Annotated in this window: 14 protein-coding genes and 1 tRNA gene; 6 read left to right on the top strand and 9 right to left on the bottom strand. The window is 68.8% G+C overall.

Features of this window, described 5'->3' with window-relative positions; genetic code table 11:
• The first annotated feature begins 29 nt into the window (after window positions 1–29).
• Window positions 30–2027 carry an OmpA family protein gene (locus ACFFJ6_RS08835; RefSeq protein WP_378386567.1) on the top strand — a complete coding sequence of 666 codons (1998 nt, stop codon included), beginning with the start codon at window positions 30–32 and terminating at the stop codon, window positions 2025–2027.
• A 151-nt stretch (window positions 2028–2178) separates the two neighbouring features.
• On the opposite strand, the gene ACFFJ6_RS08830 is transcribed toward ACFFJ6_RS08835, so the two are convergent.
• Both ACFFJ6_RS08830 and acs read right to left on the bottom strand, forming a co-directional pair.
• Window positions 2179–2709, bottom strand: a complete 531-nt coding sequence (locus ACFFJ6_RS08830) for a L,D-transpeptidase (protein WP_378386565.1) — start codon at window positions 2707–2709, stop codon at window positions 2179–2181.
• A gap of 328 nt (window positions 2710–3037) precedes the next feature.
• Window positions 3038–4990 carry an acetate--CoA ligase gene (acs, locus tag ACFFJ6_RS08825; protein ID WP_378386563.1) on the bottom strand — a complete coding sequence of 651 codons (1953 nt, stop codon included), beginning with the start codon at window positions 4988–4990 and terminating at the stop codon, window positions 3038–3040.
• 368 nt (window positions 4991–5358) lie between these two features.
• Between acs and ACFFJ6_RS08820 the strand changes: the two genes are divergently transcribed.
• Complete coding sequence (locus tag ACFFJ6_RS08820) at window positions 5359–6444, top strand: DNA topoisomerase IB (RefSeq protein WP_378386561.1); 1086 nt, start codon at window positions 5359–5361, stop codon at window positions 6442–6444.
• Window positions 6445–6607: 163 nt separating this feature from the next.
• Here ACFFJ6_RS08820 and ACFFJ6_RS08815 read toward each other — a convergent pair whose 3' ends face one another.
• The 4 genes from ACFFJ6_RS08815 to tsaD all read right to left on the bottom strand — a co-directional run bounded on the left by ACFFJ6_RS08815 (window position 6608) and on the right by tsaD (window position 9991).
• A complete protein-coding gene (locus ACFFJ6_RS08815; protein ID WP_378386559.1) occupies window positions 6608–7270 on the bottom strand; it encodes a class I SAM-dependent methyltransferase in 663 nt (220 codons plus the stop codon).
• A gap of 201 nt (window positions 7271–7471) precedes the next feature.
• Window positions 7472–7885, bottom strand: coding sequence for an EVE domain-containing protein (locus ACFFJ6_RS08810; RefSeq protein WP_378386557.1), 414 nt, complete (start codon window positions 7883–7885; stop codon window positions 7472–7474).
• A gap of 3 nt (window positions 7886–7888) precedes the next feature.
• Complete coding sequence (locus tag ACFFJ6_RS08805) at window positions 7889–8878, bottom strand: NAD(P)H-dependent glycerol-3-phosphate dehydrogenase (RefSeq protein WP_378386555.1); 990 nt, start codon at window positions 8876–8878, stop codon at window positions 7889–7891.
• A gap of 39 nt (window positions 8879–8917) precedes the next feature.
• On the bottom strand, window positions 8918–9991 hold the full coding sequence (gene tsaD, locus ACFFJ6_RS08800; RefSeq protein ID WP_378386553.1) for a tRNA (adenosine(37)-N6)-threonylcarbamoyltransferase complex transferase subunit TsaD: 1074 nt from the start codon (window positions 9989–9991) through the stop codon (window positions 8918–8920).
• Between the two features lie 206 nt (window positions 9992–10197).
• Between tsaD and ACFFJ6_RS08795 the strand changes: the two genes are divergently transcribed.
• The 4 genes from ACFFJ6_RS08795 to ACFFJ6_RS08780 all read left to right on the top strand — a co-directional run bounded on the left by ACFFJ6_RS08795 (window position 10198) and on the right by ACFFJ6_RS08780 (window position 14393).
• Entirely contained in the window at window positions 10198–10941 is a 744-nt protein-coding gene (locus ACFFJ6_RS08795; RefSeq protein WP_378386551.1) for a uroporphyrinogen-III synthase, read from the top strand.
• Between the two features lie 381 nt (window positions 10942–11322).
• Complete coding sequence (locus ACFFJ6_RS08790) at window positions 11323–12456, top strand: COG4223 family protein (protein ID WP_378386549.1); 1134 nt, start codon at window positions 11323–11325, stop codon at window positions 12454–12456.
• A gap of 7 nt (window positions 12457–12463) precedes the next feature.
• Window positions 12464–14203, top strand: coding sequence for a heme biosynthesis protein HemY (locus ACFFJ6_RS08785; protein ID WP_378386547.1), 1740 nt, complete (start codon window positions 12464–12466; stop codon window positions 14201–14203).
• A 114-nt stretch (window positions 14204–14317) separates the two neighbouring features.
• Window positions 14318–14393: transfer RNA gene (locus ACFFJ6_RS08780), tRNA-Thr, on the top strand.
• A gap of 186 nt (window positions 14394–14579) precedes the next feature.
• On the opposite strand, the gene ACFFJ6_RS08775 is transcribed toward ACFFJ6_RS08780, so the two are convergent.
• The 3 genes from ACFFJ6_RS08775 to ACFFJ6_RS08765 form a co-directional block, all read right to left on the bottom strand.
• Window positions 14580–15461 carry a sulfurtransferase gene (locus ACFFJ6_RS08775; protein WP_378386545.1) on the bottom strand — a complete coding sequence of 294 codons (882 nt, stop codon included), beginning with the start codon at window positions 15459–15461 and terminating at the stop codon, window positions 14580–14582.
• Window positions 15462–15574: 113 nt separating this feature from the next.
• Window positions 15575–16705 carry an acyl-CoA dehydrogenase family protein gene (locus tag ACFFJ6_RS08770; protein ID WP_378386543.1) on the bottom strand — a complete coding sequence of 377 codons (1131 nt, stop codon included), beginning with the start codon at window positions 16703–16705 and terminating at the stop codon, window positions 15575–15577.
• A 31-nt stretch (window positions 16706–16736) separates the two neighbouring features.
• Window positions 16737–17309: an OsmC family protein gene (locus ACFFJ6_RS08765; protein WP_378386541.1), complete on the bottom strand. Its 573-nt coding sequence runs from the start codon at window positions 17307–17309 to the stop codon at window positions 16737–16739.
• Between the last annotated feature and the right edge of the window lie 166 nt (window positions 17310–17475).

Below are 17475 nucleotides of genomic sequence, written 5' to 3'. Positions count from 1 at the left end.
TCGCAGCGTTTGATTCGCAGGGAATATCGATGAGAAAAATTCAATTCGCCTTGCTGGCCACCACGGCCCTCGTGGCGTGGCCCTCCGTGAGCACCCCGGCGCGTGCCGAGACTGCGCCGATGGTGATGGCACAGGCCGCGCCCGCGCCGGAGAAGGCCGAGGAAAAGAAGGGCCCGCCGGCTGGCGAGCACAAGGGACCGCCGGGCGCTCCGCATGCCGCGCCGCCCGCCGGGGCTCCGCCGGCTGCCGCTCCGCCGCGTCCGGCTCCCCCGCCGGCCGCCGCACCCGCCCCGCGTGCCGAACCCCCGGCTGCGCCGCGCGCCGAGCCGCCTGCGCGCCCCGCGCCGCCGCCTGCCCCCAAGGCTGAGCCACGGCCCGAACCGAAGCCTGAGCCGAGAGCCGAACCGCCGCGCGCTGCGCCGCCGCCCCCGCCGGCGGCCGCACCTGCGCGTCCGGCCGAGAAGTCCGCGCCGAGCGAACGGATGGCCCCGCCGGAGCGGCCTGCGCCCCGTGCCGAGCCGCCGGCTGCGCGCCCCGTCGCGCCGCCGCCCGCTGCCGAACGCGAAAAGGCCGCTCCGCCAACGCCCCCGACTGCTCAGCCCCGTCCGCCGGTTCCGCCGGCCGCCGAAAAGGGTGCGCCCCCGCCGCCCCCGGCCGGTGCTCCGCAGCGGCAAGGCCCTGCCGGCGAGAACGGCATGCGTCCAACGCCTCCCGCCGGCGCTCGGCCGGGCACGCCGCCGGCTGCCGGTTCGCCGCCGCCAGCTGCTGCTCCGACCGCACCGCCGGCCGCTCAGCCCGCACCGCCCGCCGCTCAGCGGAATGGCCTGACGCCGCCTGCGCCCGGAGCGCAGCCGCCGGCCGCTGCTCCGCAGGCCACCCCGGGAGCTGTGCCGCCGCCGCCCGCGCCCGGTCAGCCCGCCCAACCGCCGGCTGGCGCGCCGGGTCCGCAAGGCGCCCAGCAGCCCGGCGCTCCCGGAGCTCTGCCGCCCGGCGCTCCGGTCGCACGCACACCGCCGCCGACCGTGACGGCCCCGATCCCGGCCGCGCCGCCGCCCCCGCAGGCGCTGGCGCCGATCGCACCGGGCGCGCAGGCGCCAGGACCGCGCAATCTCAGTGATTTCCGCAGCCAGCGCCGCGAGGTCAACGAGAACGGCCGTATCGTGATCACCGAGCCGGGTCGCATCATCGTGCGCGACCCGAGCGGTCAGGAGTTCATCCGCCACAACGAGGTGGATCGCTTCCGCTACGGTGCGCGCGATATCCGCACCGAGCAGGTTCGCGGCGGCGGGACGCGCACCATCGTGGTGCGGCCCGACGGCACCGAGATCATCAACATCACCGGCGACGACGGCCAGCTGATGCGCCGGATTCGCCGCGATCGCGACGGCCGGGAGGTCATCATCATCGACAACAGCTACGGTCCGCGCGACCGGGCGAACTTCTACGTCGATCTGCCGCCGCCGGTGATCCGCATCCCGCGCGACCGCTACATCGTCGACTACGAGGACGCGTCGCCCGAGCTGATCTACGACACGCTCGAGGCGCCGCCGGTGGAGCGCATCGAACGCCGGTACACCATGGACGAGATCCGCTACAGCCCGGCGGTGCGTCAGCGGATGCCGTCGATCGACCTCAACACCATCACGTTCGAGACCGGTTCGTGGGACATTCCCCCGGATCAGGCCGCGAAGCTGCAGGTGATTGCGGACGGCCTCAACCGGGCCATCCAGCGCAACCCGCGCGAGGTGTTCCTGATCGAGGGCCACACCGACGCGGTCGGCAACGACACCGACAACCTCTCGCTGTCGGATCGCCGCGCCGAGGCGGCCGCCACGCTGCTGACCCAGCAGTTCGGCGTGCCGGCCGAGAACCTGACGTCGCAGGGCTATGGCGAGCAGTATCTGAAGGTGCAGACCGACGGTCCGGAGCGGCAGAACCGCCGCGTCACCGTCCGCCGCATCACCCCGCTGCTCAACGGCGGTCAGGCGGCGCTGCCGCCCCCGCCGCCCGGCGCGGCGCCGCGCTAAGCCGCGCCTTAAGGCCAAACGAAGAAGCCGCGCTCCATCCGGGGCGCGGCTTTTTCTTTGCGGCGTCGATGCCGTCTTTCACACCGAGGGCGTCGTCCTAAGGCGCAAGCGCCGCGAGCCTCGAAGTCGGGTGCAGAGTAGCCGAAGCGCCTCAGCGGGTGACGACGACCTGGGTGCCGACCGAGACGCGCTGATACAGGTCCGAAATGTCGTCGTTGAGCATCCGGATGCAGCCGTAAGAGACGAAGCCACCGACCGAATTGGGCCGGTTGGTGCCGTGGATAGCGTATTCGCCGCCGCCGGCCAGCGTCAGCGCCGCGACGCCCATCGGGTTCTCAGGGGTGCCGCCCGGGATCACGTCGGGGATATGCGGGTTGTCGCGCTTGACGTCCGCGGGGGGCGCCCAGGCCGGGTTGCGATACTTGCCGTCGATCTTGGTGATGCCTTCCCAGCGCTTGCCGGCCTTGCCGACGCCGACCGGATAGCGCACCGCCTGGCCCGGCTCGACCACTAGATAGAGCTTACGTTCGTTGGTCTTCACCACGATGGTGCCGGGCGCGTAGTCGCCGCGGAAGCTCACGACATCGGGCCGCGCCTCGGCGCGGGGCGCCGCCAGCGCGCTGACCGCCGCCACGGCCGCCACCGCAAAAGCCATCTTTGCCGAACGAAATCCCAAGGACATCCGTCTCTCCAGTTTTCCTCTGCCGGTCTCGATCGTCCGCTCCCGCCCAGCCTTCGCCATTGTCGCGCGGCGGGTTTAACGACCGTATCGGTACAGTGGCGGACGGGGGATCGGACGCGGCATTGAAAGGAAATCTGCCGATCAAAGTAAATGGCCGGGAAACAACACCCGCTCGCAAAACGGCCCCGCGGGCCGCTGCGGCTCACACATGTTGTTGAACAGGCACAGAAAGTCGCAGGCGGCGAAGGCCCGCTGAGACCTTCTGCCGCCGCTGCGCTCGGTCATGTCAGGTGCCCGGCCTCGTCGAGACCGGGCATCGCCGAGGCGGTCAGACCGCCTTCTCGTGCTTGTTCTGACGGTTGCCGACGAGGTCGTCGACCACCGACGGATCGGCCAGCGTCGAGGTGTCGCCGAGCGCCGACGGCTCGTCCTCGGCGATCTTGCGCAGGATGCGGCGCATGATCTTGCCGGAGCGGGTCTTCGGCAGGCCGGGCGCGAACTGGATCAGGTCGGGCGAGGCGATCGGGCCGATGTCCTTGCGGACCCAGGCGACCAGCTCCTTGCGCAGCTCCTCGGTCGGCTCCTCGCCGGCCATCAGCGTCACATAGGCGTAGATGCCTTGGCCCTTGATGTCGTGCGGATAGCCGACCACCGCGGCCTCCGACACCTTGGGATGCGCCACCAGCGAGGACTCGACCTCGGCGGTGCCCATGCGGTGGCCCGAGACGTTGATGACGTCGTCGACGCGGCCGGTGATCCAGTAATAGCCGTCGGCATCGCGGCGGCAGCCGTCGCCGGTGAAGTACTTGCCTTTGTAGGCCGAGAAGTAGGTCTGCTCGAACCGGGCGTGATCGCCATACACCGTGCGCATCTGGCCCGGCCAGGATCTGGCGAGGCACAGATTGCCGGTGCATTCGCCTTCCAGCACCTTGCCGTCCGGATCGAGGATCTCGGGCACCACGCCGAAGAACGGCCGGGTCGCCGAGCCGGGCTTCAGCTTGGTGGCGCCCGGCAGTGGCGTGATCAGGATGCCGCCGGTCTCGGTCTGCCACCAGGTATCCACGATCGGGCAGCGGTCGTCGCCGACGACGCGGTGATACCACTCCCAGGCTTCCGGATTGATCGGCTCGCCGACCGAGCCGAGCAGCCGCAGCGATTTGCGCGAGGTCTTCTTCACCGGCTCGTCGCCGGCCTGCATCAGCGCGCGGATCGCGGTGGGCGCCGTGTAGAAGATGTTGACTTTGTGCTTGTCGATGACGTCCCAGAACCGCGAATTGCTCGGATAGTTCGGCACGCCTTCGAACATCAGCGTAGTGGCGCCGTTGGCGAGCGGCCCATAGAGAATGTAGCTGTGGCCGGTGACCCAGCCGACGTCGGCGGTGCACCAGTAGATGTCGCCGTCGTGATAGTCGAACACGTATTGGTGCGTCATCGAGGCGAACACGAGGTAGCCGCCGGAGGTGTGCAGCACGCCCTTGGGCTGGCCGGTCGAGCCCGACGTGTAGAGAATGAACAGCGGATCTTCCGCGTGCATGTGCTCCACCGGGCACTCGGTGGTCACCATCTCGGCGGCCTCGTGGTACCAGAAGTCGCGGACGTCATCCATTTCGACCGGCGAGCCGGTGCGCTTCACCACCATCACCCAGTCGACGCCTTCGCACTTCTTCAGCGCCGCATCGACATTGGCCTTGAGCGGCACCTTGCGCCCGCCGCGCAGGCCTTCGTCGGCGGTGATGACGATCTTGGAGGCGCAGTCGTTGATGCGGCCGGCGAGCGAGTCCGGCGAGAAGCCGGCGAACACCACCGAATGGATCGCGCCGATGCGGGCGCAGGCCAGCATGGCGAACGCGGCCTCGGGAATCATCGGCAGATAGATCGTGACGCGGTCGCCCTTGCCGACATTGCGGTTACGCAGGATGTTGGCGAACTTGCAGACCTCGTCGTGCAGCTCCCGATAGGTGATGCTGCGCGACTGCGAGGGATCGTCGCCCTCCCAGATGATCGCGACCTGGTCGCCGCGCGTGTGCAGATGCCGGTCGATGCAATTGGCGGCGACGTTGAGGACGCCGTCCTCGAACCATTTGATCGAGACGTTGCCGGGCGCGAAGGACGAGTTCTCGATCTTGGTCGGCACCTTGATCCAGTCGATGCGCTGCGCGTGCTCGGCCCAGAAGCCGTTCGGGTCATTGACCGAGCGGGCATACATCTCGCGGTACTTCGCATCGTCGACGAAGGCGCGGCTCGCCCATTCCGAGGGCACGTCATAGATCTTCTCGGACATACTTTCCTCCACCCGAAAACGCGGCCGTGCCGCACCCGCCGTCGGTGCCCGGACCGCAATCGCTTCAAACCCGGCGGGCCCATGCTGCCAGCACCTGCCGCGTCGCCGGATCGTATAACGCTGATCCGGCGAAATCGCGAAAACTGCTGAGGGATGAGCATCGCCGGCGAAGAGACGTGCGAACGTCCACCATCCGGCCGTTGTTGTTGAGCCGATTATGCGAGACCGCCCGGGGCACGACAAGCCGGGGCTTCATCCGACTTTTGGCGTCCACTGCCGGTGCGGGGCTAGGGCTCAGCGCGAGCCGCCGGAACTGCGACGCGACTGGCGCATTAGCTGTCGGCATCCGCCCCTGAGGCCGCAAGTTCATGATCGACCAATCGAATTTGAACATTCCCGGGATCACCGACGAGCGCTCGGCTGAGCCGGTCGTCAGCGTCGAAGAGCTCGCCAAGGATCTCGGTCTGAAGCTCGGCGAGCAGGAGCAACTGACGATTCGCCGCGTCCGCCGCGGCAAGCGCTTTCAATATCAGCGCGCCGACGGCTCGCCGGTGAAACAGCAAAACGTGATCAGCCGCCTGAACGCGCTGGCCATGCCGCCGGCCTATGAGGAGGTCCGCTACGCCGCCGATCCCAGCTCGCATTTGCAGGCGGTGGGGCGCGATGCCGCCGGCCGGCTGCAATACCGCTATCATTCCGACTGGGAGAAGGTGCGCGAGACCCGCAAAGCGCACCGGCTGGCCCAGCTGGTCGGCGCGCTTCCGAAGATTCGCCGGGCGGTGACCCGGCATTTGTCCGGCGACGAGCCGACCCGCGAGTTTGCGCTGGCGGCGGTGATCGAGCTGATCGCCCGCACCGCGATCCGGCCCGGCAGCGAATCCTATGCGCGGCTCAACGGCACCCGCGGCGCCGCCACCTTGCTCAAATCGAACGTCGCCATCGAAGACGACTGCGTGATCCTGTCGTTCAAGGCCAAGGGCGGCAAGGCGGTGCGCAAGGAATGCGGCGCGGCGCGGCTGGTGCGGGCGATCGAGATCCTGCGCCAGCTGAAGGGCAAGCGGCTGTTTCAATATGTCGGCGACAACGGCGCGGTGCATGCCGTCACCGCCACCCAGGTCAACGTCTTCCTGCGCGAGATCGCCGGCATCAAGATATCGCTCAAGGACTTCCGCACCCTGATGGCCTCCGCGGTGGTGCTGGAATCGCTGGCCCGGATCGAGCCGGCCACCAGCGCCCGCGGCCGCCGCAAACAGGTGCTCGAGGCGCTGCGCGAAGCCGCCGACGAACTCGCCAACACCCCGGCGATCTGCCGCAAAAGCTACGTCCACGCCACCATCGTCACCGCCTTCGAAGACGGCATCCTGGAGCGGTTTGCATCGACGCTGAAGGGGACGAGATCGCAGCAGAAACGCGAGCAATTGCTGGCCCAGGTGGTGACGGCCGCAGCGGCTTAAACGTCAACGCCGCGCCGAGCTAGGTTGGGCACCGGTTCACGCCGCAATCATTCGTCATGCGCGGGCTTGACCCGCGCATCCATCGTCCGCGTATCGGACCAGCGATCAGAGCTTTCACGAAGAGGATGGATTGCCGGGTCAAGCCCGGCAATGACGACGTGTGTTACTTCAGCGTCCACACGCCCGTGTTCTTGATCTCCGCATCCTCCAGCTCGCGCGTCACCGGCACGCCGTAGGTCGCGAGCTGGACCAGCTTGTCCTTCGGCAAGTAATAGCGTCCCGGATCGCCGATCAGCACGCGCGCGCCCTGCGCGGCGCGGCTGTCCAGGAATGCGAAGGCCAGCCCGGCGATGTCCTGCTGATAAAAGATGTCGCCGGCCAGTACGGTCTGCGCCGAAATCGGATGCGGGCCGCCGAGCAGATCGTCGCCGCTGACGTCGAGCGCCACCCCGTTCGCCGCCGCGTTGACGGCAATCGCCTGCCGCGCGAAGCCGTCGATATCGAACGCGGTGACGCGGCGCGCCCCGGCCTTCATCGCCGCGATCGCAACGAGACCCGAGCCGGAGGCGAGATCGATCACGTCGCGGCCGGCGACGCTATCTGGATGGTCCAGCACGTAGCGGGCCAGCGCCTGTCCGCCGGCCCAGGCGAACGCCCAGAACGGCGGCGGCAGCCCGGCCTCGCCGAGCTCTTCCTCCGTCTTGCTCCACAGCGGCAGCGCCTCATCGGCGACATGCAGCGACACCTCCGGCACCAGCGGCACGGGTCGCAAGCGCGTATTGGCGTGGATGAAGGCGACTGGATCGGCGATAGCGGAGGTGCTCATCGCGCGGTGATGCGGGAGTGGGGCGGCAATGTCCATGGGGTACCGCCCTGCAGCCCTCAAGGGCACTGTGGCGCCACAAAGCGAAACCGTCATGCGCGGGCTTGACCCGCGCATCCATCGTTCGCGTAGCGGACCAAAAGGAGAAGCGATTTTCGCGAAGAGGATGGATTGCCGGGTCAAGCCCGGCAATGACGAGTTGGGCTACAGCCCGCCCATCCTGCACACCAGCTTCCACTCCTCCGCCGTCACCGGCTGCACCGACAGGCGCGAGTACTTCAGCAGCGCCATCTCGGCGAGGCGGGGTTCGGCCTTGACGGCGGCGAGCGTCACCGGGGTTTTCAGCGGCTTGTCGGCCTTGATGTCGACGCAGACGAACTTGCCGGACTCATCGGTCGGATCCGGATAGGCTTCGCGGATGATCTCGGCGATGCCGACGATCTCCTTGCCCTCGTTGGAGTGATAATAGAACGCGCGATCGCCCTTCTTCATCGCCATCATGTGCAGCTTGGCGGAGTGATTGCGCACGCCGGTCCAGGCCTCGCCCTTGGCGCCCTTGGCCACCTGCTGATCCCACGACCACACCGACGGTTCGGATTTCACCAGCCAATACGCCAAGCCTCATTCCTCCGCTTTCAGCGGCCGCGTCAGCAGCCCTTCGATCGCCTTGTCGACATCGAGCTTGCCGGCCAGGATCGCCGCCACCGCGGTCGAGATCGGCATGTCGACATGCTTCGCCTGCGCCATCTCCAGCAGCACCGGCGCCGTGTAGTAACCCTCGGCGAGCTTGCCGTGCGCGGCGGTGTCGATGCTCTCACCGCGGCCGAGCGCCATGCCGAACGAGAAATTGCGCGACTGCGGCGTCGAGCAGCACATCGTCAGATCGCCGAGGCCCGACAGCCCGTGCATCGTCTCGATCCGCGCCCCGTAAGCCTTGCCGAACCGCACCAGTTCAACGAAGCCGCGCGTCGTCATCGCCGCCAGCGCCGAGGCGCCGAGCTTGCGGCCCTCGACGATGCCGGCAGCGATCGCCATCACGTTCTTGGTGGCGCCGCCGAGTTCGACGCCGCGCACGTCGGTCGAGTGATAGGGCCTGAAGCTGCCGGAATTCATCGCCTGCGCGAGCGCCTGCGCCACCGCCGCATCGGCGGCCGCGATCGTCACCGCGGTCGGTAGGCCGCGGGCGACGTCGGCGGCGAAGCTCGGGCCGGACAAGATCGCCGGGATCGCGGCCGGCGCGCATTCGGCGATGATCTCCGTCATGAACCGATGGGTGCCGTGCTCGATTCCCTTGGCACAGGCGACCAGCGGCGTGCGCGCGGCGATCAGCGGGGCGAGCGACGTCACCACCGGCCGCATCACCTGCGCCGGTACCACCAGCAGCAGCGCGTCGGCCCGCGCCGCGTCGGCCAGATCGCGCGTCACCACGATCGACGGCTCGAGCGTCACACCCGGCAGATACACGCTCTCACGCTTGTCGCTGAGATGCTGCGCGTTCGCGGGATCGTGCTCCCACAGCGTGACGCTGCGCCCGGCCCGCGCCGCCGTCTGCGCCAGCGCCGTCCCCCACGCCCCACCGCCGAGCACGGCGATCTTGTTAAACGAAGTCATGACCTGTCGTCCAAACCATCGAAGAGCGGCCGCGCCTGCCTAGAACCCCGCCCGCGTATTGGCGAATTTGCCGGGCGCCGTCGCATTGGCGTCGAGCAGCCAGCGGGCGCGCGGGGCGGCGTCCAGCGTGTCGGTGAGGCCGAGCGCGAGGCGTTCGGCGCCGGCCCAGGCGATCATCGCGCCGTTGTCGGTGCACAGCGCCGGCGGCGGCACCATCAGGGTGGTCTGCGCCTTGGCGGCGACCTCGCGCAGCGCGCGGCGGATCGCCTGGTTGGCGGCAACACCGCCGGCCGCGACCAGTGCCTTGGGCGGACCGAACCGATCCTTGAACAGCCGCAGCCCGGCGCCGAGCCGGTCGGCGACCGACTCCAGCACCGCGGCCTGAAAGCCGGCGCAGAGATCGGCGATGTCCTGCGGTTCCAGCGGCGTCAGCCGGCTGGCCTCGTTGCGCACCGCGGTCTTCAGCCCCGACAGCGAGAAATTGGCGTCCGGGCGCCCCAGCATTGGCCGGGGGAACGCGAACCGCGCCGGATCGCCCGCCGCCGCCGCGCGCTCGACCTGCGGGCCCCCCGGATAGGGCAGGCCGAGCAGCTTGGCGATCTTGTCGAACGCCTCGCCGATCGCGTCGTCCACCGTGGTGCCGAGCCGGACGTATTCGCCGACGCCGAGCACCGCGACGATCTGGGTGTGGCCGCCGGAGGCGAGGAACAGACAGTAGGGAAACTCGGTCGAATCCGTCAGCCGCGGCGTCAGCGCGTGTGCTTCCAGATGATTGACGGCGATCAGCGGCGTGTTGCGCACCAGCGCAATCGCCTTCGCGGTTGTCAGCCCGACGATCACGCCGCCGATCAGGCCGGGGCCGGCCGCAGCCGCGATCCCGGACAGTTCGCCGAAGCCGACGCCGGCATCCCGCATCGCGGTGGCGATGATGGTGTCGAGCAGATCGACATGGGCGCGCGCCGCGATTTCCGGTACTACACCACCAAACGGCGCGTGTTCGTCGGTCTGCGAACGCACCACGTTGGAGAGAATCCGGCCGCTGCCGTCAGCGCGGCGCTCGACCACGGCTGCGGCGGTTTCGTCGCAGGTGGTCTCGATTCCGAGCACCAGCAAGGTTTGGTCACTAGTCAAATTGAGCCCTTGCGTTTGCGGCCGAACCGGCGTTCTCCTTGCCTCGCGTAGCATTGCGGGGTCGCGGAATGCAATCATCCGGTCGGCACCCCGCGGCTCCGGTAAAGTCTGACGGTGCGCCGCGATCGGTGATGGTGGCGGCGACCGCAACGGCTCCTGTTTCCCTCTCGCATGCGAGGACGTCAGGCGTGGCACTGCTCGTCACCCGCCCCCAGCCCGACAACGACGCCACCGCCGCGGCGCTGCGCGCCAAGGGCCATGACGTGCTGCTGGCACCGATGTTGCGGTTCGAGCCGTTGCCGTTTCCGGACGATCCGGACGCCGCCTACACCAGCGTGATCGTCACCAGCGCCAATGCGCTGCGGGCGATCGCCGATCAGCCGGGATTTGCCCGCTTGCTGAAGCTGCCGCTGTTCGCGGTCGGCAAGCACACCGCGCGCGCCGCCCGCGAGGCCGGCTTTGCGGACGTGATCGTGGCCGATGGCAACGCCGCCAAGCTGCGGCTGAAGGTCGCCGAAAGCCTGCGCGGGAAAAAGAACCGTCCCGGCGCGTTGCTGTATCTGGCTGGCGCCGACCTGTCGCGCGACCTCGCCGGCGAATTGCGCGAGGACGGCTTCGACGTGGTGATGCAGACGACCTATCGGATGGTGCCGGTGCCGAGCTTGCCCGCCGGCGTCTGTGATGCCTTCGCCGCCAACGGGATCGACGCGGTGCTGCATTATTCGCGGCGCAGCGCACGCGCCTTCATTGACGCGACACGCACCTCCGGCATCGAGATCTCGGCGCTGGCGATTCCGCAATGCTGCCTGTCGGAATCGGTGTCCGACGTGGTGCGCGAGGCCGGGGCGACGCAGGTGATGGTGGCGCGCACGCCCGACGAGCCGGCGCTGTTCGAAGCATTGGACCGCGCGCTCGGCATGCCAGCGCGTTAAGCAACAACACGCCGGACCGGAGACGGATTCGGCCGGACAGGTGACGAGGAACGATTGCGGATGGTCGAGAACAGACCCGGACACGAGGACGCGCCCCACGGAGAAGACCTCGACAAGGCGCCGGAGGGCACAGGTCCCGAAAGCGCAAGCGACGCGCGGGATGCCGCCGAAGCCAGTCCGGATGCATCGCCCGAGCGCATTCCGGATGCGGCCGCCGAGGATTTCTCCGCGGACGCGGCGCACCGGCATCATGAGGATCGCGCCGAGGCGGCTGCGGAAACTGGTGAGACGTCCGACTCCCGATTCGCCGCCTCGAGCAGCGCTGAGGAGCCAGCCGGGCGGGCGTCCGTTGCCGAGCCGCGCCGGCCCGGCATTGCCGCCATGATACTGCCGCCGGTGCTGGCCGTCGCAATCGCCGCGATCGTCGTGGTGGGGGCCGCCAAGACCGGGCTGCTGCCGGAATTCCTGTCGTCGAGCAACATGACGGCGCCGCAGGGCGACGCGGCGGCGCTCGATGCGCTGAAGGCGCGCATCGCCGACCTCGAATCGCGGTCGGCCGCCGGGGCCAAACCCGCGGCCGTCGCGGATGCGACAGCACTCGACGCCTTGGCCGCGCGGATCGCCAGCCTGGAAGCGCGGCCGGCCCCTGCTGCGGCCGATTCCACCGCCGCGGCCACGCCAGCCTCCGATGCGGCGCTGAGCGGCAAGGTCGAGGCGCTGGAAAAGACCGTGGCGACGTTGCGCGACGACCTCACGGCGCTGCGCAGTCAGTCCGACCAGCTCGCCGGCGCACTCAAGGACCTTAAGGCAGACTCATCCGCTGCGACTCCCGGCGCGAGCGAGACGCCGGCCTCGAGCGACGGCGCGGCGGCCGAGAAGCCGTCGGCCGACTCGGCGGCAGCGCTTGCGGCCATCAACGCGCGGCTCACCGAACTCGAACAGGCGACCAAGGCTGCGACCGAGACCGCGCCGAAGGCGCCGCCGCCCGCCGCGGCCGCCAACGATCTGCCGCTGCGCCGGCTCGTCACTGCCACCATGCTGGACCTCACCGTCAAGCAGGGCTCGCCTTACGCATCGATCCTGAAAGCCGCCCAGCCGCTCGCCGAGCCGGCTGCGTTGAAGCCGCTGGAGCCGTTCGCCGACACCGGTGTGCCGGGCAGCGCGGCGCTCGGCCGCGAGCTGATTGCGCTGCTGCCGAAACTGCTCAGCGACGAGGGCACTACCGGCTCCAACTTCATCGACCGGTTCCAGGCCAATGCCGAGCGGCTGGTGCGGATCCAGCGTTCCGACGCGGCGCCCGGCATCGACCGCACCGCGATCGTCGGCCGTCTCACCGCTGCCGCCCAACGCGGCGATCTGGCCGAAGCACGGCGCGAGCTGAAAGCGCTTGCGCCGGCCGACCGCGCTCCTGTTCAATCCTGGATCGACAAGACCGAGGCCCGCGATCAGGCTCTCGCGGCTTCGCAATCCTTCGCCACTGCGGCGCTGGCCGCGCTGTCAAAACCGTCGCCATAGGATTCCCATGCTGCGCATCATCCTGTTTCTCGTGATCATCGCGCTCGCGGCGGCGGGCGCCGCCTGGGTGGCCGAACAGCCCGGCGACGTGGTGTTGTCGTGGAACGCCTGGCGCGCCGAGATGCGGCTGCCGGTGTTCATTCTCGGGCTCGGGGCGGCGCTCGTCGCGATCGGCCTCGTGTGGTGGATCATCACCGCGCTGCTGCGGGCCCCGGGACGGATGAAGCGTGGCCGGTTCGAGCGCCGCAGCGGCCGCGCCCGCCATGCCATCACCCAGGGTCTGCTCGCGGTCGGCCATGGCGACGCCGCGGCCGCACGGCAGCACGCGACGGCGGCGCGCCGTCATGCGCCGCACGACCCGCTGGCGCTGCTGCTGCAGGCGCAATCGGCGCAGCTCGAAGGCGATCGCGAAGGCGCGCGCCGCGCCTTCCTGGCGATGGCGGGGCGCGACGACACCAAATCGCTCGGCATGCGCGGCCTGTATATCGAGGCGCAGCGCTCCGACGATCCCTACGCGGCGCTGGCGATCGCCGAGGAGGCACTGCTGCTGCAGCCGAACTCGGCCTGGGCCTCGCAGGCAGTGCTCGGCTTCCGCTGCGCCCGCGCCGACTGGACCGGCGCGCTGGAGATCCTCGAAACGAATTTGTCCGCCGGATTGATCGACAAGAAGGCATTCCGCCGCCAGCGCGCCGTGCTGCTGACCGCGCGCGCGCTCGACGTCGAGGACAGCGACGAAAGCCTGTCCCGCGACAGCGCGCTCGAGGCCAACAAGCTGGCGCCGACGCTGGTGCCGGCCGCGGTGCTGGCCGCCAAGCATCTGGCCCAGACCCATCAGGTCCGCCGCGCCATGAAGGTGATCGAAACCGCCTGGCAGGCGGGGCCGCATCCCGATCTTGCCGAGGCCTACGCCCATATCAAGCCGGGCGATGCGCCGAACCTGCGGCTGGCGCGGGTCGAGAACCTGATTGCCAAGAACCAGCAGGATTTCGAAAGCGCGCTGGCGATCGCCCGCGCCGGCATCGACGCCGGCGCCTACGCCCGGGCACGCCGGGCGCTGGAGCCGTTCATCGACAATCCGACCCAACGGGTCGCGATGCTGATGGCCGAGATCGAGCACGGCGAGCGCGGCGACACCGCCAAGGCGCGGGCCTGGACCCTGCGCGCCGTTCGCGCCCTGCCGGATGCGGTTTGGACCGCCGACGGTTACATTTCGGACCACTGGCGGCCGGTTTCGCCGGTGACCGGCCGGCTCGACGCCTTCCAGTGGCAGGTGCCGCTCGCGGCGCTGCCGGCCAAGAAGACCGTGGTGGTCGAGGACAATCCGTTCCACGACGCCCTGATCGCCTCGTCGGCTCCCGAAGCGCTGCCGCCGGCCAAGACCGACGAGCCGGTGACGGTGACGATCGAGACGGCGGCCGAAGCCGTAGTGGTGACGCCGACCGAGACCGAAACCGCGGTGGTGACGATCGAACCGGAGCCTGCGGCCGACAAGCCGAAGGACGCCAAGGACAAGGATGCGGCGAAAGCCGCACCGGAGCCGTCCGCTGCCGCCGAAACCGTGATTCCGATGCCGTCGCCGCCGCTGTTCCACCGCCGCGCGCAGCCGGCACCGCCGGTGATCCCGATCGTCCGCGCCCCGGACGATCCCGGTGTCGACGAGGACGCGCCGCCGGAGGAGTTTCCAGAACGCGCGCCGGCGCCGGCCGGCCAGACCGGAAGCTGGCGGGGCTACCGTCCGCCGCGCTAGGATTTCGCGGCCTTTGCGGGCCACGGTTCTTGCCAATCCGGCCGCCGGCCGATATCAGGGGCCGGAGTTTTCCAGGCCAGTGTTTTCGGGCGGAGCATCACCCCTCCCGAGGTCGCCGCAATAGCTCAGCTGGTAGAGCACGTCATTCGTAATGACGGGGTCGGGGGTTCGAATCCCTCTTGCGGCACCACTCCTCCACTCGACAAGCGATCTACTCCTTTGGGAATCGAGCCGGTCCGCACGCATCCGTGGCGGATGCGATCCCGCGGTCCGTGGCGCGCGCTCGTTCAAGGCTGAGGACGTCACCGCTTCGTGGAGATGATTCCGAGACGGCGCAGCGGAGCCGGCCTTGCGGTCGGCTCCGCTCGCATAGTGCTTACTCAGCCGCCATCAGCATCGTGGGCGCGTAAGGTGGGCCTTGTTCGATCGGCAGCGACGGGTCGCGCGACCATTCGTTCCAGGAGCCGAAATACAGGCTGACATCCTTAATGCCGGCTTCCTTCAGCGCGACCAGCGTGTTCGACGCGCGGGCGCCCTTGAAGCAGTACAGCACGACCGGCGTATCGGGTGTGATGCCGACGCTGGCGCATTCGGCCAGGATCTCGGCGGACGATTTGAACATCGGGCCGTCCGGCGACGGCTTCATCATCCGGTACCATTCGATCCAGACCGCGCCGGGGATGCGACCCTTGCGCGGGCAGAAATCCTTGCCGTAGGGCGAGGAGCTTTCGCCGATCCATTCATCGACGTCACGGGTGTCGAGCTTGACCTTGCCGGAATCGGCGACCGCCGCCTTCATGGCTTCGAGATCGACCAGGATCGAGGCTGCCGACGGATCGACCGCAAACGTCTTCGACGTCGGCGTCGGCACCTCGGTGGTGCTCGGCAGGCCGGCCGCGGTCCAGGCCGCATAGCCGCCGTGCAGGATCTTGACCTTCGGATAGCCGAGATAAGTCAGCAGCACATAGCCGCGGCAGGACTGGCCGAAGCCGGTGTTCATCGACTGCTCGTAGATCACCGCCGTCTCTTCGCCGGAGAGGCCCGCGGCGCCGAAGGCGGCGGCGAATTTCTCGCTCATCTCCTTGACGCCGTCGGGCGTCGAGGTCGCCAGATAGGTGAAGATCTCATGGATGTTGACGGCGCCGGGAATATGGCCGGCCGCATAGGCTTCGGGATTGCGGGTGTCGATCACCACCGTGGTCGGAGAGGAGAGCATTTCGGAGAGTTCGGCGGGCGTGACAAGAACCTTCTCAGTCATCAGACGCTCCTGTGATCGTCGTTGAACGTGGCTCGCGGGGAAAGCTTCGGCACAGGGCGGCGCCCTGTGGTGACGGGTGCCGGGCGCGGCGCCGCGCCCGGATCGGCAGGCGCTTAGTTGGCCATGTCGGCCAGCATCTTGCGCAGCTGCTTGGTGGCGGGGGTGACGATCGCCACGAAGTAGGCCTCGCGCAGCCGGCGCTGTGCGGTGGCGCCGGCGACGTAGCCGCGGGCGCCGCAGTGGAGCATCGCGGCGTGAGCGGCCGCGACCGAGGCGTCGCCGGCAGCGAGCCGCGCCTCGATCACCGCGCGCCAGTAATCGCGGTCGCTTTCGAAGGGCGTTGCGGCGAGGCGTGCGACTTCGGCCTGCATCGCCGCAAGCTGCTCGGCGATCGGCTCGGGCTGAACGTCGAGATACTTGTTGACGTGGCCGAGCGGGCCTCTGCACTGCTCGATCAGCCGCAGGCAGTCGCGGATCAGACCGAACGCCATGCCGGCCTGAAGCAGGATGAAGCCGGCGCGGATCCGCTTGATGTAGTCGTCGACCGGATCGGCGAGGATCCAGGCGTCGGGCACGCTCACGTCGCGCAGTTGCAACGCGAAGGTGCGGGTGCCGTCCAGCGCCGTGAACTTCGCATTGTCGGCGAGGCTGACTCCCTCGGCGGCGCAGGGGATCACCGCCATCACGTTGCGCTTGGTGCCGCCGTCTTCGACCTCGAAGATGCCGCCGAAGTAATGATCGGCGCCGAGGTTGGAGACGTAGGGCAGCAGGCCTTTGACGACGTAGCCGCCGGCAACCTTGCGGCCCTTCAGCCGCATCGCCTCGATGCCGAACAGCGATTTCATCGGGTTGGACAGCGCGGTGCCCCCGAGCACGGCGCCGCTGGCGATCTGCGGGCCGATGCCGGTCCGCAGGCTGTCATTGTCGGAGGCGAAGATGTACCAGGCCAGCGCGTCCTGGCACCACATGCAGAAGGCGGTCGACAGGCAGTGCTCGCCCGCCGCCGCCATCGCGTTGATCGAGGTCATCAGCTCGAGGCTCGGGCTGTGACCCGGAAGGTGATGCGCATAGGCGCCGAGACGCCCGAAGCTGCGCATCAGATCTTCCGGGTAGTAACCCTCGGTGTCGATCCGGTTGACCAGCGACGGCAACTCGCGCGCCGACAGCGCACGGACCGCCTCGACGACGTCGGCGCCGGGAAGCACCGTCGCGTCGCCTGGCATCACTGACTGTACATCCAGCATGGGACCTGTCCGCTGTTGGCGTGGATCGGGATCAGGTCAGCGTGACGTCGAGGTTGACCGGACGAGAGAACGTGTTGGCCACCGGCGACCACAGCCGGGCATGCGCGACCAGCGCGTCGAGCTCCTCACGCGGACGGTCGGCTTCGAACGTCACCTTGGCGCGCACGTCGGTGAAGCCGACCGGCTTGTCGGACAGATCGCCGGTGCCCCACACCGCGGTGATGTTGAGGTCGCCCTCGAGTTCGATCTCGAGCTTGTAGACGGTGATGCCACGGGCCACCGCGTTGGCGTGGATGCCGACCGCGAGGCAGGAGCCGAGCGCCGCGAGCGAGGCTTCCGACGGATTGGGCGCGGTGTCGTCACCGAGCAGGCCCGGCGGCTCGTCGACGATGTAGGGCGGCAGGCTGCGCACGAAATTGAGATGACGGAAGCGACCCTCGGCCACCGTCTTGCACTTCAGCTTCTTGATCACCGTCGGATCGGCCTTGCCCTTGGCGATCAGCTCGTCGAGGCCGGACTTGTCGATCGGGGCGAGGCAGCCGGTCATGGCGGTCGGCATGTCTGGCGTGAGGCAGGCGGTCATCGCGGTGGCGGCTTTGGTCATGGGACTTCCTCTCAGGTAGAACTTGAATGATACAGACCGTTCTGTATTAGCAGGAAGCATGCCACGGGCCGCGTGCAGAAAAGTGCAATGATTTCAACCTCCACGTCTCGCGGCGCCCCTGCCTGAAATTTCAGCTCGCTGCTTTTAAAGTCAGAAATGCCTCGCA

It is taken from the genome of Rhodopseudomonas telluris, assembly GCF_042432815.1.
Taxonomy (GTDB): Bacteria; Pseudomonadota; Alphaproteobacteria; order Rhizobiales; family Xanthobacteraceae; genus Rhodopseudomonas; species Rhodopseudomonas telluris.
Note: the sequence above shows the minus strand (reverse complement) of the source record. Positions and strands in the feature narration are given on the sequence as shown.